19 protein-coding genes are annotated in these 21540 nt (G+C 60.3%); 17 read left to right on the top strand and 2 right to left on the bottom strand.

The genetic code is table 11. The annotated features are described in order from the left end of the window. Nucleotide 1: 1 nt before the first annotated feature. The 5 genes from AC07WT_RS29905 to AC07WT_RS29885 all read left to right on the top strand — a co-directional run bounded on the left by AC07WT_RS29905 (nucleotide 2) and on the right by AC07WT_RS29885 (nucleotide 5196). Nucleotides 2-358: a VirB3 family type IV secretion system protein gene (locus AC07WT_RS29905; protein WP_494949749.1), complete on the top strand. Its 357-nt coding sequence runs from the start codon at nucleotides 2-4 to the stop codon at nucleotides 356-358. 104 nt (nucleotides 359-462) lie between these two features. Next, nucleotides 463-3063 (top strand): VirB4 family type IV secretion system protein, encoded by a 2601-nt coding sequence (locus AC07WT_RS29900; RefSeq protein WP_494951076.1) that lies wholly within the window; start codon nucleotides 463-465, stop codon nucleotides 3061-3063. Next, nucleotides 3056-3862, top strand: coding sequence for a conjugal transfer protein TrbJ (locus AC07WT_RS29895; RefSeq protein ID WP_494949748.1), 807 nt, complete (start codon nucleotides 3056-3058; stop codon nucleotides 3860-3862). The genes AC07WT_RS29900 and AC07WT_RS29895 overlap by 8 nt, the downstream gene beginning before the upstream one ends. 13 nt (nucleotides 3863-3875) lie before the next feature. Continuing rightward, on the top strand, nucleotides 3876-4151 hold the full coding sequence (locus tag AC07WT_RS29890) for a hypothetical protein (RefSeq protein WP_494949747.1): 276 nt from the start codon (nucleotides 3876-3878) through the stop codon (nucleotides 4149-4151). Between the two features lie 10 nt (nucleotides 4152-4161). Then, a complete protein-coding gene (locus AC07WT_RS29885) occupies nucleotides 4162-5196 on the top strand; it encodes a type IV secretion system protein (RefSeq protein ID WP_494949746.1) in 1035 nt (344 codons plus the stop codon). A gap of 11 nt (nucleotides 5197-5207) precedes the next feature. On the opposite strand, the gene AC07WT_RS29880 is transcribed toward AC07WT_RS29885, so the two are convergent. Next, nucleotides 5208-5462, bottom strand: coding sequence for a hypothetical protein (locus AC07WT_RS29880; RefSeq protein ID WP_494949745.1), 255 nt, complete (start codon nucleotides 5460-5462; stop codon nucleotides 5208-5210). Nucleotides 5463-5539: 77 nt separating this feature from the next. Here AC07WT_RS29880 and AC07WT_RS29875 point away from each other — a divergent pair, with 77 nt between their 5' ends. From AC07WT_RS29875 to AC07WT_RS29850, 6 genes are all read left to right on the top strand, one after another. Beyond that, nucleotides 5540-6295: a VirB8/TrbF family protein gene (locus AC07WT_RS29875; RefSeq protein ID WP_494949744.1), complete on the top strand. Its 756-nt coding sequence runs from the start codon at nucleotides 5540-5542 to the stop codon at nucleotides 6293-6295. Beyond that, nucleotides 6292-7323, top strand: coding sequence for a TrbG/VirB9 family P-type conjugative transfer protein (locus tag AC07WT_RS29870; RefSeq protein WP_494949743.1), 1032 nt, complete (start codon nucleotides 6292-6294; stop codon nucleotides 7321-7323). The genes AC07WT_RS29875 and AC07WT_RS29870 overlap by 4 nt, the downstream gene beginning before the upstream one ends. 2 nt (nucleotides 7324-7325) lie before the next feature. Continuing rightward, nucleotides 7326-8666 carry a TraB/TrbI/VirB10 family type IV secretion system protein gene (locus tag AC07WT_RS29865; protein ID WP_494949742.1) on the top strand — a complete coding sequence of 447 codons (1341 nt, stop codon included), beginning with the start codon at nucleotides 7326-7328 and terminating at the stop codon, nucleotides 8664-8666. Further along, nucleotides 8663-9088, top strand: coding sequence for a TrbG/VirB9 family P-type conjugative transfer protein (locus AC07WT_RS29860; RefSeq protein WP_494949741.1), 426 nt, complete (start codon nucleotides 8663-8665; stop codon nucleotides 9086-9088). Before AC07WT_RS29865 ends, AC07WT_RS29860 begins: the two co-directional genes overlap by 4 nt. 639 nt (nucleotides 9089-9727) lie before the next feature. Beyond that, nucleotides 9728-10600, top strand: coding sequence for an isocitrate lyase/phosphoenolpyruvate mutase family protein (locus AC07WT_RS29855; RefSeq protein ID WP_494949740.1), 873 nt, complete (start codon nucleotides 9728-9730; stop codon nucleotides 10598-10600). A 379-nt stretch (nucleotides 10601-10979) separates the two neighbouring features. Beyond that, a protein-coding gene (locus AC07WT_RS29850) for an IS3 family transposase (protein WP_494951075.1) occupies nucleotides 10980-12184 on the top strand; the annotation gives its coding sequence in 2 pieces (ribosomal slippage) (nucleotides 10980-11304 and nucleotides 11304-12184; 1206 coding nt in all). Between the two features lie 202 nt (nucleotides 12185-12386). On the opposite strand, the gene AC07WT_RS29845 is transcribed toward AC07WT_RS29850, so the two are convergent. Beyond that, a complete protein-coding gene (locus AC07WT_RS29845; RefSeq protein ID WP_494949739.1) occupies nucleotides 12387-13292 on the bottom strand; it encodes a LysR family transcriptional regulator in 906 nt (301 codons plus the stop codon). A 337-nt stretch (nucleotides 13293-13629) separates the two neighbouring features. On the opposite strand from AC07WT_RS29845, the gene AC07WT_RS29840 reads away from it, so the two are divergent. From AC07WT_RS29840 to AC07WT_RS29815, 6 genes are all read left to right on the top strand, one after another. Beyond that, on the top strand, nucleotides 13630-14463 hold the full coding sequence (locus AC07WT_RS29840; protein WP_494949738.1) for a phytanoyl-CoA dioxygenase family protein: 834 nt from the start codon (nucleotides 13630-13632) through the stop codon (nucleotides 14461-14463). A gap of 402 nt (nucleotides 14464-14865) precedes the next feature. Beyond that, nucleotides 14866-16092 carry a pyridoxal phosphate-dependent aminotransferase gene (locus AC07WT_RS29835; RefSeq protein ID WP_494949737.1) on the top strand — a complete coding sequence of 409 codons (1227 nt, stop codon included), beginning with the start codon at nucleotides 14866-14868 and terminating at the stop codon, nucleotides 16090-16092. A gap of 1026 nt (nucleotides 16093-17118) precedes the next feature. Further along, nucleotides 17119-18291 carry an ABC transporter ATP-binding protein gene (locus AC07WT_RS29830; protein ID WP_494949736.1) on the top strand — a complete coding sequence of 391 codons (1173 nt, stop codon included), beginning with the start codon at nucleotides 17119-17121 and terminating at the stop codon, nucleotides 18289-18291. Next, entirely contained in the window at nucleotides 18288-19244 is a 957-nt protein-coding gene (locus tag AC07WT_RS29825) for a carbohydrate ABC transporter permease (protein WP_494949735.1), read from the top strand. The genes AC07WT_RS29830 and AC07WT_RS29825 overlap by 4 nt, the downstream gene beginning before the upstream one ends. Beyond that, entirely contained in the window at nucleotides 19241-20077 is an 837-nt protein-coding gene (locus AC07WT_RS29820; protein ID WP_494949734.1) for a carbohydrate ABC transporter permease, read from the top strand. The genes AC07WT_RS29825 and AC07WT_RS29820 overlap by 4 nt, the downstream gene beginning before the upstream one ends. Before the next feature lie 20 nt (nucleotides 20078-20097). Next, nucleotides 20098-21375 carry an extracellular solute-binding protein gene (locus AC07WT_RS29815; RefSeq protein WP_494949733.1) on the top strand — a complete coding sequence of 426 codons (1278 nt, stop codon included), beginning with the start codon at nucleotides 20098-20100 and terminating at the stop codon, nucleotides 21373-21375. Nucleotides 21376-21540 lie beyond the last annotated feature (165 nt).

Genomic DNA, 21540 nt, shown 5'->3' with positions numbered 1-21540 from the left:
AATGGACACGCAGCACGCCGATCACAGCGATGCAACTGGCGAACCTGACGATCCGCTGCCAGCACGCATCCGCAAGACCATGCTCGAACAGTTCCTGCTGTTCGGCATCGATCGCCGCTGGTGTATCGCCGAGGTTGCCATCGTGATCACGTTTGCCGCCGGCATGCGTAACGCGTGGGTACTGCTCGCGGTGCTGGTCACGCACCCGGTGCTGTGGCTTGCCGTGCGACGCGACCCGGACCAGATCCGGTGCTACACGAAGTACAGCCGCCAGGGCGACTACTACGAACCGCGCCAGTTGCTGCGCCAGAAGGTCAATGCCCGTCCCAACGGCTTCGCCCGGGGGATACCGTGCTGAAGCCATCTGTCGCGCTCCCGCCATTGCCCCTCTCCCCGTTCGATGCGGAATCGCTCGCGCGCGTCGCGCAGCGAACAGACGGTGACCGCCGTTCGACCGCCGAGATGGTGCCGTGGCTGTTCCGCTTCAGTGACTCGCTGATCGTCAACAAGGACTCATCGGTGATGGCGACGTATGAGTTCTCGGGACCCGACGCCGATGCGCTCTCGACCGGCCACGTGCTCGAACTCATGGACAACCTGATCACGTCGCTGCGTGACATCGCGCGGCGGCCCGTGACGATGTGGTGGACGGTGCACCGCCGCCGCAGCGCCCGGTACCTGAGCGCACCGATGCCCGATCCAATTTCGCAACGCGTTGACGATGCGCGGCGCGACACGTTCGAGCGTGGCGCGAACTATGCGAACCGTCACTTCGTCACGTTCGCGCTGGCTCCCGAGGTCGGTATCGACCGGTTCGCGGGCAAGGTCACGCACGGCATGACCCATGACCGGCTGTCCATCGTGCAGGCGCTGATTCAGGCGGTGCGCGGCACCTTCTCCGACCAGTACCTTTTCGCGTATACAGCCTCGGAACTGGCTACCGTCGTTGAGACCTTCGAGAACATCCTGTTCGGATTCGTCGCGGGCAATCCGCGGCTTGCCTGCCGTCGACTTCGCGGCGACGCACTGGGTGCATTCATGCACGCGTGCTGCTCGCCACCCAGTGACCACGTCGCTGCCGTGCCGGTACCGGATATTCCGGCACTGGACCTCGCGATGTGCGATACGGAGGTCCGTCCCGGTCACGATTACCTCCACTTCTACTCGCACGGTCGCCAACGGTTCGGGATCGCAGCCGGCATTCCGGCGCGGCGTGACTTCTGGCCCGACAGCGTGTTGCCCACGAGTCTCGACGGGCTGTTCAAGGTGCCAGGGGAGCTGACCATCAGTCACTGCTTCCGGCTCACCACGCCGACCGCTGCGATGCGCTTCATCGACAGCGTGCGCCGCTATCACGAGGGGCGGCGGCTCGACACGCGCTCGCTGCTCGCAGCCACGTTGCGCGGCGGCGATACCTCCGGTGCGCGCCAGAACCAGTCCCGCTCCACCGCCGCGGACGACGCCAACCGGCGTATCGGCAAGGTCGAGATGGCCGAAGAGATGTATGGGTACTACAACCTGTCGGTGCTTTCCTTCTCGCCTGTTTTCGAGACCACGCCGTTCGACGACGACATCACTGTCGAAGCGGCGTGGACACAGGCAGTCACGACGCACCGGGCCGTTGAAGAAGCGCTGCGCGCGGCGCACTTCACGCCGGTACGCGAAACCCTCCACGCCTTCTCGGCCTTCGCAACCAGCATCCCCGGCATGTGGCGCGAATGCGCGCGATGGTCGTTTATCGACACAGCCGCATTGGCACGCCTGCTGCCGCTGCGCGGTGTGTCGGACGGGCACCGGATCAACGCGCACCTGACGAAAGAGACCGGCACCCTCTGTCCCGCGCTGGCCGCCTTTCCGACCGAGTTCGGCACACCCTACTGGTTCACCGCGTTCCTCGCCGATGTCGGGCACATGCTGGTCTGCGGGCGCACCGGGTTCGGCAAGACGATCTTCATGCTGCTATGCGCGACGCTGTTCCGCAAGTATCCGAACGCGTGGCTATACGGGTTCGACAAGGACCTGTCGATGCGCATCCCGACGATCCTCCAGGGCGGCCGCTACCTGCAGTTTGATCATGATGCCGCCGGCGCTTCCGATGACGAACGTGCACAGATGAACCCGCTCATGCTGCTCGCGGACCTCCGGCACCGGGAATTCCTCGTCGAATGGATCGTGATGCTTGCGCAGCAACGCGGCACGTACCGGGTGACAGCGGGCGACCGCCGGGAGCTGGAAACAGCACTTGCCGCCACGCACAGCCGCAAGGACCGGCGACTGTGGCGGCTGCGTACGGTCCACGCCTCGCTGCCGGCCGGTCCGCTTGCCGACGAACTGGCACTGTGGGTTGGCTCCGCCGTCCACGCACATTATTTCGACAACGTGAGCGACAGCTTCGACAGTCGCTCGAACGCCGGCCGCTGGGTGTCGATGGCGACGGACCGGATTCTCCCAAGTCCTGCCGTCGCCCGGCCGTTCCTGTCGTACGTGACGTACCGCATCCAGGATTCACTCGAGCAGCGCCGCGCCGCCGGCATCATCGGTCCCACGCTCGTGATGCTGCCGGAAATCTGGAACCTGCTCGACGATGATGCATTCGCCGCACAGATCGGCAACTGGATCGTCACGATGCGCAAGAAGCTCGGCTGCGTATGGATGGATGCGCAGTCGCCCGAGCAGGTCTCGACCTCGAAAATCTGGCCGCAGATCCGCGACAACGTGCTCGTACGCGTATTCGTGCCGGTCGAAAATTTCACGCCGTCCGCGAAAGCGGCCTACCAGCGCGACTTCGGCCTGTCCGACGCCCAGATCCGCACGATCCAGCAGCTCGTCGCCAAACGCGACTATTTCGTTACTGAGCAAGGTGGCGCGTCACGTCGTATCTCGGTGCCGCTCGACCCCGAATCGATCGCCATCCTGCGCTCGGAGATGAGCGCCCAGCTCATGTTCGACCGGCACCTGCACTCGGGTCGCCCCGACTGGAAGGAACGCTACATCGACGAAGCGATCAGCCAGGCCCGTTCGGGGGCGACTTCGGCGTCCGGGCAGGAGGACCATCATGCGTAAGCCCACGATTCACGGTATCGCGCTCGTCGCGGCCTTCCCCCTGATCCTGCACGCTGGCGCAGTTCGCGCTGGCGGCGGCCTTGACGGGGGCGCCACCGAAATCACGCAGTTGCTGAACCATGCCGAGCTGGCTTCTTCGGTCGCCCAGCAGGCGCAGATGGTCGAGCAGAACGTCCAGGCGCAGATCACCCGCCTGCAGCAATACGTGACGATGGTCCAGAACCTGAAGCAGGTCCCCACCTCACTCATTGAGCAGACCATCGCCCCCTACCGCACGCAGCTTGCGAGCTTCCAGTCGCTGTCCACCGCGATCGCGCAACTACAGCAGGCGGCCACAGCAACGAACGGGCTCTTCGGCCGCAGCCTCTCCGAGATGAATTCAACGGGCATGTCGCCCTCGCAGTGGCTGTCGGCCTATACGTCGCTGGCCTCGACTCGCGGCGGCATCTACCAGCAGCAACTGACACAGGACATGCAGAACCTGGACACGCTCGCGCAGCGTTCGCAGAACCTGCAGCAGATCCAGTCCCAGATTCCGAACGTCAATGGCGCCGTGCAGGGCCTGCAGATGCTGAACCAGCAGTCGAACGTTCTGGCCGGTGAGATGGTCGACCTGCATGCCCTGATGCAGCGTCAGGTCGTGCAGCAGATGCAGGACCGGGTAGCGCAGCAGCAGGCCGAAGGTAACGCCGCACAATTGCTGCAGGCACGTGCAGGCGCCGCGCAGCAACTGTATCAATCGGAGAAGACCAACATCCAGGGCAGTCCCGATTTCGATCTGCTCAACGACTCGCAGTGAGCAAGGTCATCCAATGCTGATCCGGTGGGTCGTCCTGAAACTGTGTGCGACGCGAGTCGAACTGCGTCTCGTCCTGCGAATGGTGCAGGCGGTGCTGCGCCGGGAGTCGGGGGAGGAGCCCGGCGTGGTCATCCGCGACCGGCGCCTGACCCGTACGTTCCGTCTGGCTTTCCTGCTCGCCATATTGATCGTCTATATCGAGCGGCCGCAGCTTTTCGGGATGGCGGTGTTGCTCACGCCCGTCGTATGTCTGTTGCTGATAACCGGGATCGCCGGATTGTTTCGCTAGAGGTTGCTTCATGAACGTCATCACGATCCTCAACCAGATGTTCGCCAGCATGCAGGCAGCAGGCTCGACCCTGCAGGGGCTTTTCACCAGCGATGGGCTCGATCTGCTTTCCGCTCTCGGTCTGATCATGGCGACGTGGCATACGTTCATGTGGCTCCTGGCAGGCGATCTGACGGATTACCTGGTGAATCTTCTCCGGTTGGGCGTGCGGGTGATGGTCATGCTGGCCTTCCTGCTCGGCTGGTCCAGCACGGTGCACAGCTATTTCGTCAGCAACATGGATTCGATGGCCCAGCGGGTCACTGGCGCGCAGACGGGACCTGGGCAGCTATTGCAGGCTATCCAGACCGCCGCCGAGGAAATCATTAACGGCGACCGGCAGAAAGCAGCACAGGTGTGCGAACAGGTTCCCGACGTCACTTCTGACGGCGTCGTCATCCCGAACACCATGCATCAGGAATGCCACGATCCTGCACCCGGCGGCACGGGCAGTGCATCGGGCGCACTGAGCAATCTGTGGGGATTGTTCGCGAGCCTGCCGATCGCACTGCTGACTTTCCTCATGAAAGGGCTGGCGATCATCGCGCTGGTCCTGATGGGTCTGATTTTTGTCGTGGTCACGCAGATGGCGTCCTTCCTGCTCGACATCGCGTTCTGCCTGGGTCCAGTCCTGATTCCCTGGTACGTCCTGCCCGCGGGCGAATTCCTCTTCGACGGCTGGCTACGGTTCACGATTTCAGCCGGCCTGTACAAGGTCGTCGCCTGGATCCTGATGGCTATCGTCTACCAGGGCGCGCTGCCTGGAATCCAGCAGTTGAGTACCGCGATTTCGCAGAACAGCGGCACGACCGGGGTCGCTGGGTATTTCGATGCCAATTACCTGCCGATGCTCGCAATGGTCTTCGTGTGTGGCATAGGCGCTTTCATGATGTGGCAAGTGCCGGAAATCGCGCGGGGTCTCGTATCTGGAAATGCAGCAGGAAGCGCAAAGGGATTCGGTGGAGGAGTAATCGGCAGAAATCTTACTCCCCGCTTCTTGAAGTGAGGCTAACGTTGCTAACGCTGATCGATCTGCTGGACGACATACGAGGTTTGAAACTCCTCTTCTGTCTTGCGCCGATATTCCTCAGCGTCACGGAGCGACTGAGCCGCCTCCTTCGCTGTCGTTCTAGACCACGCCCAGACAAGTGCCAAGGCAGCAGCACCGAGCGCGACTGCAGCAACCAGGCTCGCCTGCGCGACGTGCGCGAGCAATGCGATCGGCAACGGGGCAAACATTGCCAATACGAGCAGAAATTTCAGCTTTTTCATGACACCACCTGCGGTCCAGACTACGTCGCTTCGAGTTTAGCACCGTCAGCATTGCTGCGGATGCCGGGGGTCCACGGATGCCCGGCCTGAATCGTAATCAGCTTCCAGCGCACCCGTCAGGATCGCCGGATACCCCAACGGAACAGCCGTCGCCGCCCAATACGGGCGACGCCGTCACCGCCTGGTTCGCCGCCTTCCAGCGCCCTCTCTGGGAAAAGCGCCTCGCGATCAAGATCGCCGCCGCCTTCGCGCTCATTGCCGCTGGCGAATGCGCAGCACTGATCGTCCAGAGCACGCACAGCGGTCCGCGTCCCTATTTCGTCGAGCATGACGAAAAGAGCGGCGCCGTGTGGGTCTCGGACCGTTACGCCGAAACGTATTCGGCGACTGCGGCGAACAGGCGCTATTTCCTGGTGAAATGGGCCTCGCGTGTTTTCACGATCGAAGCCGATAGCCAGGACACGCTCGCACGGCAGATTCCGGCTGCGTCCGGATGGACATCGGGTGCCGCGACGCGGGAGCTCGAGACCTACATCACGGTGACTGATCCTGTCGCGCAACGTGTTGTGCAGACGCCCGGCCTCACCCGCGAGTTCGTCGAGAACTCCACGTCGTTTTCGCCCGACGGCCAGGTCGCGTACCTGATCTTCACACTGGTCGAGAGCGTGAATGGCAAGCCTTCGCGACCGAAACAGATGCTGCTCACGATCAGCTTCCTGCTCGCGCCCGAGACCCTGAAATCCGGCGAAGAGAAGGACAACCCGATTGGCCTGCGCATCACCCATTTCAGTGTCACGCCCTACCTCGGCGTCAATCCGGGAGCCACGCAATGAAGCTCATCGTATCCGCCACATGCGTCGCGATGTTGCTGGGTGCAGGCATCGCGACTGCCAACGCGCAAACCGCATCGTCGGTTCCGGTCACATCGTCGCCCCTGCCACCGGGTATGCCGCCGGTGACAGAGAAGCAACCGGACGTGGCAACGCCACATGCTGCATCTTCGTCAACACCGCACCGGCGACATTCACCGCAACATGCCGCCATCAATGGTCCTTACCCAGCGCCCGATGACGCGTCACTCGTCGTGTACGACTACGATCCGGACTATTCGTACCCGGTGCTCGTGCGAACCAGTCAGGAAACACACCTCGTGTTCGCGCCGGATGAGGAAGTCACCGGCGTCTATCTGTCCGATACCGGCAAAAGGTGGCTCGAACACACGGCGCTCACAAAGCGCGACGTGTTCATCGAAGCGCGTCTGCCCGGACTTGGGAATGCCGCAACGATCATCACGACACGCCGCCGATACGAGCTCGACCTGCGCTCGTCGGACGACGGCAAGGTGTACCACCGCGTCTCGTGGCACTACCCGGATGGCGGCGCGCAGACAACGGCAGGAGAAGTCTCGCCATTCGGCATCGAATACCCTAAAAACGTGCCTGCGAACAATACTGCCGGAGGTTCGGACGGTGCAGCGGGCGACGGGCAACCGGTAACGGGCATAGCCAGGTCGGATGGCCCTCACATCGCCCTCGATCACGCGAACTTCGACTACCGCGTCGAGGGGCATGCGCCGTTCGCCCCCGTAATCGTGTTCGATGACGGGCGGTTCACTTACCTTCAGCTTCCGCATCAGGCGGAACTGCCTGCCATCCTGCTGATGGACGACAGGGGCGAAGCGGAGATTGCGAGCTTCATTCCTCTCGGCAACGACTTCTACGAGGTCCAGCAAACCATTCCGTACGGTCTCCTGCTCAAGCGTGGCAAGCAGGAGGTGCGGATCTTCAATGGCCAAGGCAAAGGCTGCGGGCTGTTCGGCTGCGATTCGGCGCGCATGAAGAACATCTACGGGAAGCCCTGATCATGACCGCCCCCGAAAACAGCGGTCACAGCAGCTCCCCGCTCACGCCTGATCCCGAGCGCCTGACCCGTGTGCGGCGCGATCTCGCGAAAATGCTGCTGGTCGCGCTAGGCTCCGCACTGGTCGCAATTGTGCTCGTCCACGCGCTGTCTCACCCGCACGAGACCGCCGCCGAGCGACGCGCGAGGGAGCAACTCGATGCTGAGGCCCGCCAGCCCAAGGCGTCACCAGATGCGCTGCGCAAACGGCTGGAGGACCAACGCAATCTCGCGATGGCTCGTGCAGGACGCGAAACGGCCAGCGCGCCGCTCGGGGGGACGCCGCTTGATGGTATCCCCAAGGGTGTACCCGGCGATGACGCAGGTCCACTTCCTCCCAGGGATCACGCTTCCGGTCAGTCGGCGGCAAACCGCGATGCCGATCACCTTGCCCTGCAACGGCAGATCGAAGCGATGCAAAGCCAGTCGCTCGTCGCGTACGAAGACACAACGCGCGACACCCAGGGCGCATCGGGACAGGCATCCAACGTCCAGGATCCGGATCGAATTGCGGCGAGTCTCACGAACCTCCCGGAACCGGCCCCCGAGTCCGGCAGCACGGCCAATGGCGCGCCTGGTACAGCGTCGTCTCCATTACAGCAGGTGAGTGTCTCGAGCGCCATCGACCGGCGCAACGCCGACTGGCTGAAGCAGCAGGGCAATAAGGCCGACGATGAGACGCCACTGGTTCCAATCCCGCTCAGGTCACCGTATATGGTACTGGGCGGCACGCCGGTTCCGACCGTCATCCTGCAGGGCGCGAAAAGCGATATGCCCGGTAGCTTCCGCGCGATGGTCGACCGCGACATCTATGACAGCATCGATGGGCACTGCAAGCTCATCCCGAAGGGCACACGCATTCTCGGCCGGACGAACAACGATGTGGCGATCGGCCAGGACCTGATGCTGATGGCCGCCACCCGAGTGATCTTCCGCCATGCGACGATGCGACTCGACGGACTGACGGCCAACGATCCTGACGGCGAGGCCGGTGTCAGTGCCGACGTCAACAACCACTTCTTCCGGATCTTCGGCTCGACGTTCCTGATCGCGGGCGTCGCCGCCTGGATCGGCCACAATCAGAACCAGTCGAACGGTACGACGATCAACGTCAACGGCGGTGTGGCCACCGACCTGTCGTCGGCCGCGGCGCAATCCCTGTCGCAGACCACGCAAACCATCCTCCAGCGCAACATGAATATCCAGCCGACGCTCAGGCTGGAGCCGGGTCAACGCATCACGTTCATCACGCAGCGAGACATGATGCTGCCACCTGGCGTTACTGACGGGAGCTGCCATCGATGAAACATGCGACCACCCTGCTTTTCGTGCCCCTCCTGCTCGCCAGTTGCCTGCTTCAGTCGGCCTGCGCCGAACCGCCCGTCGTGACGGGACCGGTCTACGACTTCGACTGGCGTGTGACGGGAGCAGCCGAAATCCGGCCGTATCAGGTGTTTGACGACGGCCAGCGGATTTACCTGCAGTTTGCGGATCCGGAGCACGTGCCGGCCATCTTCGCCGATGCGCCAGGCGGGAACGTGCTCCTGCGCTGGCATGCCGATCCACCCTACATCGTCGTCAACCAGATGGAAAACGCGCTGGTGTTCCGCGTCGGCGTTCAGCAGGCGCGGGCGGTGCGCGACGCGCCCGCTGGGCCGCCCCGCAGCGCGCACTTTGACGTTGCCAAGCCATCCGTAGTCACGCCCGCAGGCGCACCGGCGCCATGATTCATGGGCCGTGGATGCAATACCGGACCGGTACACGCAAGAGAGAGCACGGCCACCCACCTCCATTGCATTCTACGAGTGAACGTCGAAAGGCAGCACTACAAACGCGTGGCATTTTATGCAATGTGATTGCAGGTTATTGCCACGACCACCTCCTCGTTCCGGTGCAACGCGCCGCCGACGCCATGATCCTGCCACCCGAGAGATCGCGGCCTCGGCAAACGACTGACGTACCGGTCCGGGTCACGATGCGGCAAAAGCAGCGCCCTCATTAGCGCCACAACAAGGCCGAGAATCGATGCAGTGACCGTGGACGCAAAGTCGCATCTTCGCCTCCTTCATCGGTGAGGCGTCAAATATTTTGCGTTAGATACGACAGCCAGATGACACGTATCGAGCAATGCGATTGCTTATTGCCCAAATCGCGATGGAGAACCGAACTAATCTCTTCCTCGAAACTGGTGGAGTGAGTTGCATCGCAAAATCCGATGACCGCATGTGGTTTGGGCGATGCGAGGGCTGGCAGACTATCAAAACGTCGACTAGGGTTGAGGTTCTCGTCGTCGCCATTCTTGACAGCACCGCGAGCACATCCGGTCGTTTGCCGGCGTGGCGCAACCTCTTTTATGAAAATCACCCATGAGTAAAGCAAGACAGCTTCGAGATCGTATGGCCGAACGTGGCCTCGTGCATATCATGGCAGCTCACAGTCCCCTCTCCGCCGTGCTGGCCGAGGAAGCTGGCTTTGACGGACTCTGGGCCTCCGGCTTCGAGCTTTCCGCGCTATACGGGCTCCCGGACATGAGCCTGATCTCCATGACGCAACATCTTGATATGTTGCGCGCGATCGCTGGTCGCTCTTCGCTGCCTATCGTCGCAGACATCGACACCGGCTACGGCAATGCAATCAACGTCATCCACGCTATCAACGAATATGAGCGCGCAGGCGCATCCGCCGTCGTGATTGAGGATAAGACGTTTCCCAAGGTTACCAGTCTCGCCGCAAACGGGCGACAGGAGCTTCTGCGGGTTGAAGAGTTTCAAGGAAAAATCGATGCGGCCATCGACGCGCGGACGGACCCGGACTTCCTCGTGATTGCACGCACCGAAGCGTTGATTGCGGGTCTTGGTGAGGACGAGGCTTTGGAACGTGCAAGGTCATACGCAAAGTCTGGAGCCGACATGATCCTCATCCATTCGAAGAAAAAGGATCCTGCCGAAATCGAGAGTTTCACGCGCGCTTGGGATGGCGATGTACCCCTCGTCATCGTGCCGAATGCGTATCCCGAACTTGACGCGAACCGCATCAAGGCGCTCGAGAAAATCCAGATGGTGATCTACGGCAATTACGGCATTCGCGCCGCCACGACTGCCATGCAGGACGCCTTCCGACGGATTGTTGCTGATGGAGGCGTGCAGAACGTACATAAGGACATCGTTCCGGTCGAGGAAATCTTCCACCTCCAGGGAATGGACAAGGTCAAGGATCACGAGTCACGCTTTTTGCGTTGAACTCGCTCGCCACACATCTCAACATTTTCACTACCTACAAACAGCAATATGGAGCGGAATTACGCCTATGAGGGCTTTAACATTCACGTAGCAGTGCAGGCATTTGCGTCGACTCCTCCGCGGATGTTCAGAACGCCGGAAGTCGGATTCATAGCCGTCGTCACAATCACGAAACAGGACGAACGCACGCCCGTACTACCCCAGCTCCATCTGACCGAACGCAACGGTCAACGGTTTGCAAGCGAAGCCGACACCTTGTTAGCGGCTGGAACCGCCGGACGGAGGTGGGCCGGCCCCCGCGAAAACCGGACACGAGGTAACGCTTAAACTTTGAGGTAGTCTTACGCCTATGTTTAAGCCCAGCTCTAACGTGGAACCGATTGAAGTTCTGACCCAGCCCGAACAGCGCCGCCGGCGCTCTGTCGATGAGAAGCTCGCGATAGTGCGCGAGACCTTCGAGCCCGGAGCAAGCGTTTCCGGAGTTGCCCGTCGTCATCAGGTGAATGCAAACCAGGTGTTCGCCTGGCGCAAGCTCTATCAGGACGGAAGCCTGTCAGCAGTCAGTGCTGGCGAGCAGGTTGTGCCTGCATCCGACCTCGCCGAAGCGATGAAGCAGATTCGTGAACTCCAGCGACTGCTGGGCAAGAAGACGATGGAAGTGGAAATCCTCCGCGAAGCAGTGGAGTACGGCCGGGCAAAAAAATTGATTGCGCGCTCACCATTGCTGCCGGGGGACGACCGATGAAGACGGTCTGCGAAGTCCTGGGTGTGTCGCGCTCGAATCTCGCAGTGAAATCAAAGCGCGACGCTGAATGGGTTGACAGGCGCAAGACGCCCGCCCGTGACGACATGCCGCTCGTCGCGGAGCTCCAGGAACTGGTTACTGATTTGCCAACTTACGGCTACCGGCGCACTTGGGCCCTGCTACGGCGAAACCGGGACGCACAGGGGCAGCCTCGCGTTAATGCAAAACGGGTTTATCGGGTCATGCATACCCACGGCCTGCTGCTCGAACGCCGCCCGCGCCATGCCCAGTCAACGCGCCGACACGACGGCAGGGTCGCGGTGGACCGGAGCAATGCGCGCTGGTGCTCGGACGGCTTCGAATTCCGTTGTGATGACGGCTCGCCGCTGCGCGTCATCTTTGCACTCGACTGCTGCGACCGGGAGGCCATGAGCTGGGCTGCGACCACTGGAGGCTATACCGGAGACATGGTGCGTGATGTGATGCTTCAGGCTGTAGAAAACCGTTTCGATGGTGCGCTGAAAGCCGACAACGAAATCGAATGGCTCAGCGACAACGGTTCCTGCTACATTGCCGAGGATACGGTGACGTTCTCGAAAAAAGTGGGCCTCAAACCCATCACCACGCCGGTCAGAAGTCCGCAGAGCAACGGGATGGCCGAGAGCTTCGTCAAAACGATGAAGAGAGACTACGTCTCGTGGATGCCCAAGCCGGACGCGAGAACCGCGTTGCAGAACCTGGCCATCGCGTTTGACCACTACAACGAGTCGCATCCGCACAGCGCCCTGAAATATTGCTCGCCACGCGAGTTTCGCCAGCGAGCAAATTCACCAACCTAAGCGTGACTGCGTGTCCGGTCATGCGGGGGCAAGTCCAGGAGGGCTGTCGATGACCTCCTTCGCTGCTGATAAGCCCCGGAAATAAAGATGAGTCTACGACACGTGGATGGGCACATTCGGCACAACGTTGATTCTCCAAGTTGTGCTGAAGGGATAAGTCGAGGTGCTAGCGATGCACCTCGACTGTCTTCTTTGTAGTGCGCTACTGTTGCACCGGCGTCCCAAGTCTTTTGCAAAGCTGGGCAATCCAGCGACAAAAAGCGTGGGCGAGTTCGGGATGACGGCTACGGTCCGCCGCATATGCGCGATAACGCATGCCGCTTGGCGCGCGGGATCCCGGCACCACTTCCAGCAATCCCTGACCAACCAGGTCAGCAACGACAATCTCCGGCGCCACCAGCAGGCAACGTCCAGTCGTCACCGCCGGCAACGCCAGGTAATGGTGATCGTAGCGCGCCCCTGACACGATGTCTGAGGCCTTCAATTCCGTTGCCTTCAACCATGTCGGCATGATGTCGGGGCGGGAGGTAACGGCCAGCACTGGCATGCTGCTAACTACATCGAGACCACGACCCGCTATATTCCCGGGCGCACCAACGCAGACGATCTGTTCATCGTAAATGTCCCACCGGTCGGACGGTTCAGCAAGCACGAGATCGCGGGTAAGCAACACGTCGAAGTCGTCGGTAGACGACGGCATTGAGAGAGAAGTGGTGATGTCAACCAGCGCACCACCCATGTCGCGGGAAAAGTGCTGCAGGTTTGGGATAAGTAGCGTATATGCAAAAGTGGAAAGCGACGTGCGCACGACCAGCCGATGAGCCGCGTTGCTGTCACGTCGCCGCATGCGCTGGGCCGTGAAGAGAATAGTTTCGAGCGGCTCAGCTACGGCCTCGGCGAACAGGCGGCCGAATTCGGTCAGTTCGCTGAAGCGACCACGTCGCTCGATGAGCTTCGTGCCGAGATAGCTTTCGAGCACAGCGAGGTGCCGACTTACCGAACTCTGGGTGATGCCGAGGCTCCTGGCGGCTTGGGTCACACTCCGTTCACGTGAGATCTGCACGAAAGCACGTACCGCATTGAGCGACAGCCCCTCTTCGTCTGACACAGGTGCTCCTTCCGAACGGATCCATTGAAGTGAAACACGGGCGACCATCGCCATTCGCGCGAATGTTATCGCGTTTTGCGATACCTGTCATGCCTCTGCCGCACAGCAACCACAAAATTCACCTATTGATCCAAACGGCGTACAGAGAGGTAGAGCGACGCACTCCCTCTCAATAGCGAGAAGCTGCAGATGCCTAGTCACTGATACGACTTGCGCGCTGCCCTTCAGGATCCCGGAGGCCGCATCGATTTGGGCGGCCTCACCCCGCTGCACCGCGCCAAGCGCCGCGGAGTGCAGATTTTCGAGACAAATGTTTTACTACCGTCCGGGATGACAAATGCCAAAATTGTTGAGTAGTGCCCAGGTCGAGCAATATCGTACCGATGGATTCGTTTGCCCAATCGACGCTCTTTCGGCTGAAGAAGCCGCCGAGTTTCTTGCCCGCATGGAGGAACTCGAAAACCGGGAGCCCAACCTTTGGGCGCGATCAAAAGTCAAAGCACATCTGCTCCAGATGTGGATCAATGATCTGATGCGGAATCCGACAATTCTCGACGCGGTCGAGGACGTGCTGGGGCCAGATGTCCTGGTGTGGGCCACCGGTCACTTCGACAAAAAGCCCGGCGACCACGGCTTTGTCACGTGGCATCAGGATGGAACGTATTGGGGTCTTTCCGAACCGAGCGTTGTTACAGCGTGGGTCGCGTTGACACCCAGCAACCGTGAAAACGGATGCATGAGAGTCATTCCGGGGAGCCATCACCGGGGCCAATTGCCACACAGGGACACCGAAAACAAAAATAACTTGCTAAGCAGAGGCCAGGATATCGAGGTCGATGTCAACGAAGCACAGGCTGCGGATCTTGAGCTGAAACCCGGGCAGTTTTCTCTGCATCACATTATGCTGGTTCACGGCTCGGAGCCGAATTTCTCGGAAACCCGTCGCCTTGGAATCGTGATCAGATACGTTGCCGCACGTGTCAGCCAGACGTGGGGGTTCAAGGACAGCGCCACCTTGGTCCGTGGAACCGACACGTATCAGAACTTTATCCCCGAACCACATCCGCGCTCTGACTTTGATCCCGTTGCAGTTGAGTTCTACAACGAGATCGTAGCAGAGGTCCGTAACCGTAAAAACGCGATTGCGACTGACTACCAGAACAAACGCTGACTCGCGCAGCGACGCGGTCTTTTCGTGGTCGCTGGATGAATCGGTCAAGAGCCGGGTGTGTCTGATGGGATTCGTTTTTCAGGTCGCGGATAACGTGACCAGAGTCCTTTTCGACCACCCGCATTGCCATCGGCCCGAAGCCCAAGCTTGGGTCCAATGTGGTCGATCTGTGTTTTTGCACTGTTGACGTTAGCGCACATCGCTCGCACCCTCGCTGCGAGCCAACAATCAAATCACCTCGCGCGGTCGAAGCTCGCGCCAGCCCCGCGGTATGAACGCGCCTGCAAGGGTCTGCCGTAGGAGAAAAGGGCTCACCGCAGATGTTGGTCCGCCGAGGTGTGCTTTCATGTTGTATTTTTCAACCCCGCCTTTGATCTTTCGCCTTGGAACAGGTTCGCTTTAATGAATAGTCCTACCGATAGGGATTTTACCTTTCTGGCACAACGCGTGCTAAACGCAAAGCCTTCGGCAACAAAAGAGATGACGCGCCTCGCCAATCAACTCAAACGCGAGGGGCGGGACGTAATCGCTCTCAGCCAGGGTGAACCAGACTTTCCGACGCCAGAACATATACGCGAGGCTGCCAAAAGCGCAATCGACCGAAACGAATCCCGATATACAGACGTCGCCGGGACACGCAACTTACGCGAAGCGGTAGTCCGGAAGTTTGAGCGCGACAATGGTTTGAGCTACGACCCTGACGAGATTCAGGTTGGTTGCGGGGCAAAGCAATTACTCTATAACGCGCTGCAGGCAACGATCAATCCTGGTGACGAAGTTGTGATACCGACGCCCGCCTGGGTGTCGTATCCCGAGATGGTATTGCTGGCAGGGGGGCGCCCCGTGCTCGTGCGTTGTGGCGCAGCTACCGGTTTCAAGCTTACGCCAGACCAGCTCGAAGAATCCATCACGTCACGGACGAAGTGGCTAATGCTGAATTCTCCTTCGAATCCTAGCGGCGCGGTCTACAGTCGCGACGAACTGGCCGCCTTGGGCAAGGTCCTGCTGCGCCATCCCCACGTATGGGTGATGGCAGACGACATCTACGAGAAAATACGGTACGACGACACACCGTTTTCGACACCCGCCGCAGTTATTCCAGAGCTCGCAACACGCACGCTCACGATCAACGGCGTATCAAAGGCATTTGCCATGACCGGTTGGCGCGTAGGATATTGTGCCGGACCTGTCACTCTGATCAAGTCCATGAACCTTGTGCAGTCGCAATCAACGTCGCACACGAGTTCGATCAGTCAGGCCGCGTCAATCGCGGCGCTCGACGGGCCTATGGATTTTTTGGAGGGCTTTGTGGAGAACTTTCGCCAACGGCGAGACATGGTCGTCAACGCGTTGCAGGCTGTTGGTGGATTGACTTGCGACCTACCGCCAGGCGCCTTCTATGCGTTTCCCGGATGTCATGGACTGCTCGGCACATTCGCACCCGACGGTACACGCATCGAAACCGACACCGATCTCGCGATGCACATCCTACGTCATTCAGGCGTTGCTGTCGTGCCAGGGACTGCGTTCGGCCTTTCAGGTCATTTTCGGATCTCGTATGCTGCCTCACACTCTGAGCTTGTCGAAGCGATGAGGCGCATATCAAAAGCATGCTCGGCGCTGCGATAGAGAATAAAACATCTCCGTTGATCTGTCATTCGGATCATAGAGTTACTCTAGCCTTTGGAATTGGATCGCCGCCGCGCTCGACGTTGCGTATGCCATCCCGCCGCGAAGTAGCGAAAACGAAGGGGCGATCTTTTCGTCAGGGCAAACGTGGCATTGCTGAATGCGCGCGTCCATAACCTCGCAACTGATTGCCAACAGCAGGCTTGCGGCGACAATTGATTCGGGGCTGTACGATACACTACAGACACGGTCCCGACGAATAGTCGCACGAGAGTGGCAGGCGTATGCCAAGCACCGCGCCCCTCTGGAGGCTTGCATGTGGTGCTGCCACTTCGCAGCAGCGTCTACCTCGCCGCGAGACTCCGACATATATGGGTGCCCTCGGTGCCTCGCCCGGTATCAGCAACAGGGACGTCCGTATGACGTCTGCAGAGCCGAACCATCAAAAACAGAAGCGGAAAAGCGTCCAGCCAATCCGGATCGCACAAGGTCTGAGGCTCTCTCGTGCGTGGGCACGGAGCAGTCCCGGTGTGTGTTTTCGTGCTCGTCGTCAACTCGAAATCCCGCATCGCTCTACCGTGGGAATACCGCCGAGTACGGAAATGTAGCTGGCAATTCTCAATCCCCGACGTTTTACGAGCGGCAGGTGGCTCAGTGTCGCCTAGAGGACCGACACAATACGAATTCCTGCTTCATGCAAGAAATTTCCATTCGGTACTGCGCTATACAGCCAACTCTCGCAAATCGGGTCAGCGACATTTGACTGTGCTTACGGAAAACGGACGGCCAACCACGCGAATCTACAACACCCAATCTTGACGGCCCCTACACGCGCCTGCAAAGGGCAACGTGCAATCGATACGTAAGTATCGCCAGATTGCGACAGTCCATCGCATTCCTCGATATATGTCATTCCGGTGTCGTCGATTGCATCGACAATTCATGCAGCACCGGTTATGGAAATAAGCGGGCCAGTTCATGATTGGATGATCGGTCCGCGCACTTTTACCTCCATGAGGAAATTCGATGGCTGCAGTTTTGATTGACGGCGTCCGCAAACACTACGGTGCGACCGCTGTGTTGCGCGACGTCTCGCTAGCGATTGGAAAGGGAGAATTCCTCACTTTGCTCGGCCCGTCCGGCTGTGGGAAATCGACGCTGCTACGCATTCTTGCCGGTCTGGAGGCCCAGGACGGCGGCTCTGTATCAATTGCTGACCGTGTTGTCGATCGCCTGCGGCCCAAGCAGCGGGATGTCGCGATGGTGTTTCAATCCTACGCGCTCTATCCCCATCTGACCGTCGCAGCCAATATGGCCCTTCCGCTGCGCATGCGAAAGCTTTCGGCCTGGCAGCGCCTGCCACTCCTGGGACGTTTCATGCCCGGCAGCGCAACGGCTAGCGCCAGCATCGACCAGGAAGTCACGCGCACCGCAAAGGCGCTCGGTATCGGCCATCTGCTAGCGCGAAAGCCCAGCCAGCTGTCCGGCGGCCAGCGCCAGCGCGTTGCCGTCGGCCGCGCCATGGTTCGCCATCCCGCCGTTTTCCTGATGGACGAGCCCCTCTCCAATCTCGACGCCGAGATGCGTGTGCAGATGCGCACCGAGATTCATGAGCTGCATCGGCGCCTGGGAACGACGTTCGTGTATGTCACCCACGACCAGGCGGAGGCAATGACGCTCTCCGATCGTGTGGCCGTGATGCTCGACGGCCAGTTGCTTCAGGTTGCGCCCCCCGAAGTCATCTACAACGATCCCGACAGCCGGCGCGTGGCAGAGTTCATCGGCTCGCCGAAGATCAACATCCTCGACGGCGTGATACGCGGGCCGGGCGTGATCGATGTGGCGGGTTCGCTCCTTGGCGCGCACACCGAAGGATTCGAGGGGACCTCCCTCACGCTTGGCATCCGCCCGGAGGCGTTTCAGGTTGCCGACCATCCGGGCGTCGGCACACTCACCGGCGTCGTTCGCATGGTCGAACACATGGGCTCCGACCTTTTCGTCCATGTCGGCCTGGCCGGCCTTGACCGTTTGCTCGTGGCGCGGCTGTCTGCCGACCGTGCGCCGCATATCGCGGAAGGCCAGACCCTTCATCTCGGTGTGCAGCCACAGCGCGTGCTCGTCTTTACCCGCAACGGGCAGCGCCTGCGCCCTAAACCGGCAGGTGCGAGCGTGACTCCGATCCGGGAGGGGGCCCAATGACCCGCACGACCGCCCACATGCCGGACTCGGCGCACGCGCGCCCATCGTCGCAAGCCGCCCATGCCGGATTGCGCAGCCGCAATCTCGTCGAGGCGCTCGCCGCATGGGCGCTGGCCGGCCCGGCGCTCTTTCTGCTCATCGTTCTGTGTTTTTTGCCGGTGGTCGCCGTATTCATCATCGCTCTCACCGACTGGCAGTTTGGCGCCGATACACTGTCGTTCGTCGGCCTGTCAAATTTTCGGCAGATCTTCGCTGACAATGAGTTCCGCTCCTCGCTCGCAAACACCGTGATCTACGTGCTGATCGTCGTGCCGGGCACGTTGATCCTTGGACTGACCGTCGCACTGCTGATCGAGAGCGGCAAGAGCCTGCGCTCTGTCTACCGGGCCGTCCATTTCCTGCCCTTCATGGCCACGCTCGCCGCCATGGCCATTGCCTGGGAGGCGCTACTCCACCCCACTATCGGTCTCGTCAATGAAGCGCTCTCCGCACTCGGCCTGCCCACCGCAAACTGGCTGAGCGACGAGAACACCGTGCTGCCCGTGCTCGCCGTCATCGGCATCTGGCAGAACCTTGGCTATGCCATGGTGCTTTTTCTAGCCGGCCTGAAGTCGATTCCGCAGGACCTCTACGACGCTGCAGACATCGACGGCGCTGACAGCTGGCTGGAACGGCTGCGTACCGTCACCCTGCCCATGCTCGGGCCGGTTTCCATGTTCGTCATCATTGTCGTCGCGCTCAAGGCCTTCGAGACATTCGATACCGTCCAGATTCTCACCCAGGGCGGTCCTGGCTACGCTTCATCCATGCTGCTGTACACCCTTTACCGCGAGAGCTTCGAGTATCTGCACACGGGATACGGCAGCGCCGTCTCCGTTGTTTTTCTTCTGATCGTGGTCGTCCTGGCCCTCGTACAGGCGCGCGTCATGGACAAGAGGGTTCACTACCAATGAGCAACGCCCACCTTCCCCCGCCCGCGGCAGTCGCGCGCCACATCGTGCTTCTACTCACCAGCGCGCTCATCCTCCTGCCGTTCCTGTGGATGGTCAGCCTCTCCATCAAGCCCCCCGGTGAGATCTTCCGCGCCCACTTTTCGTTCTTTCCGGAGCACTGGTACGCGGTCCAGAACTACACGAAGGCCGTGACTGCCGCACCGCTGCGGCGCTACATGCTCAACGGCTTGATCGTCTGCGCGGCCATCCTGGCAATGCAGATTGCCGTCTGCGCGCCTGCGGCCTACGCGCTTGCCAAGCTCCGCTTTCGCGGCCGCGGTGTCTTCTTCTCCGCAGTGCTAATCGCCCTGCTTCTCCCGCAACAGGTGTTGTCCCTTCCGCTCTTCGTCCTCAGCTACAAGCTCGGTATCCTGAACACCTACGCTGCGCTCGTCTTCCCCTACATCGTCTCACCGTTCGGCATCTTTTTGTTCCGTCAGTTCTTCAAGACGATACCAGACGACGTGGTCCACGCCGCCCGACTCGATGGCCTGTCGGAACTCGCCATCGTCTGGAAGATCGTGGTTCCAATGGCCATGCCTGCGATCATCGCCTTTTCGATCTTCTCGGTGGTCTCGCACTGGAACGACCTTTTCTGGCCGCTCATCGCGGTGCGCGACCAAAACCTCATGCCACCACCGCTAGGCATCATGGCCTTCAGGAATTCAGAGGCCGGAAACGACTACGGTCCACTCATGGCGGCCTCGACACTCATTGTTCTCCCCCTTATTGTCGCCTTTGTCGCCGCCCAGAAGTGGTTCGTCAATGGGCTTACCGCAGGCGCAGTCAAGTAAACGTTCCGGAGAACTATCTCATGCACACAAATCGCCGTTCATTTCTGATCGCGGGCGCCGCTACACTTTCCACATTTGCTCTTGCGCCACTTCGTGCCCGGGCAGGATTACCGGATAAACTCCCGCTTCGCGTTTCTTACGTGAATTCCTATATGACGCCGTTACAGAACCAGATCGTGCGTCAATTCAACCAATTGCATCCCGACATCTCCGTCGCTCTCGCGTCCCCTGTTGAATTGTGGCAGGATCAGGTGCAACGGACGATTCTCGACAATGCCACAGGGAATGCCCCCGACGTCTCTGAACAAGGGTTTAATCTATTCGGGCAGATTGTGGACCGAGGTTTGGCCCAGCCGCTTGACTCCTTCATCACACAGGAAAAAGACTGGCGCTCGATGGGGTATAGCGCCGCGCTCTCGAAACTCGGGACATACAAGGGGAAGACCTGGGGGCTACCGGTCCGCATCTCGGTACCTATCATCTATTACAACGCCGATCTCGTGCGATCCGTCGGCGAGGACCCGAACAGATTCCCGTCCGATTGGCCCGGGCTTCTGCGCATAGCAAAGAAGATCAGCGCACTGGGCAACCGGCGCACCGGGATGTTTTTTGATTATCAGGGTGACGGCAACTGGACGTTCCAGGCATTGCTCAATCTTGATGGCGGGGAACTTGTCACCCCCGAAGGAAAGATTGGCTTCAACAACACGCACGGGCTGAGCGCCCTTACGACGCTGTCCGATATCGGACGGTCCGGCATGATCGATCTGCCTCGTGAACAGGCGCGCCAATCATTCGCCGCAGGCACTCTTGGCATGTACGTGGGTTCCAGTGCGCAGTTGGGAAATCTCCTGAAAGACTCAACAAACAAATTCTCCCTGGCAACCGCGCCGCTACCACGTACCGCAAGCAACGCCAGAATCCCCGTAGGCGGCGGGATGTGCATGCTCACGACACGCGACCCCAGGAAGCAGGCAGCAGCCTGGGAATACATCAAATTCGTGACTGGCCCGCTCGCACAAACCTGGGTGGTCGAGCAAACCGGCATGTTACCCAGCAACGACCTCCCGGCACACAATCCGAAGCTGCTCGGGCAGTTCTACAGCCACAATCCGCTTCAACTTGCAAGTCTGGACCAGCTTCCGATCGTCACCGCGTGGACCTCATTTCCAGGGCCGAATTCCGTGAAGATCAGCAACACGATCCGCGAGCATTTGAGGACCGTGCTCACACTTCAATCGAAGCCCGACGCGGCTCTTGCCGCAATGACCAAGGACGTAGAGGCACTCCTATCCTAGTCGTACAAGTCATTGCACGCCTGGATCGTAATCACCGCGCCCTGATGGCTATGGAGGTCGCTCGCGTTGAACAGAGCAGATTGCACCATGTGAGGTTCTCGGGGCGCGCATCGACATCGGCTCGTCCGTGAAAACGGCTTTTCGGCTTCGACGCAAGCGCAGCTT

Source organism: Paraburkholderia sp. GW821-FHT02A12 (assembly GCF_059422005.1).
Note: the sequence above shows the minus strand (reverse complement) of the source record. Positions and strands in the feature narration are given on the sequence as shown.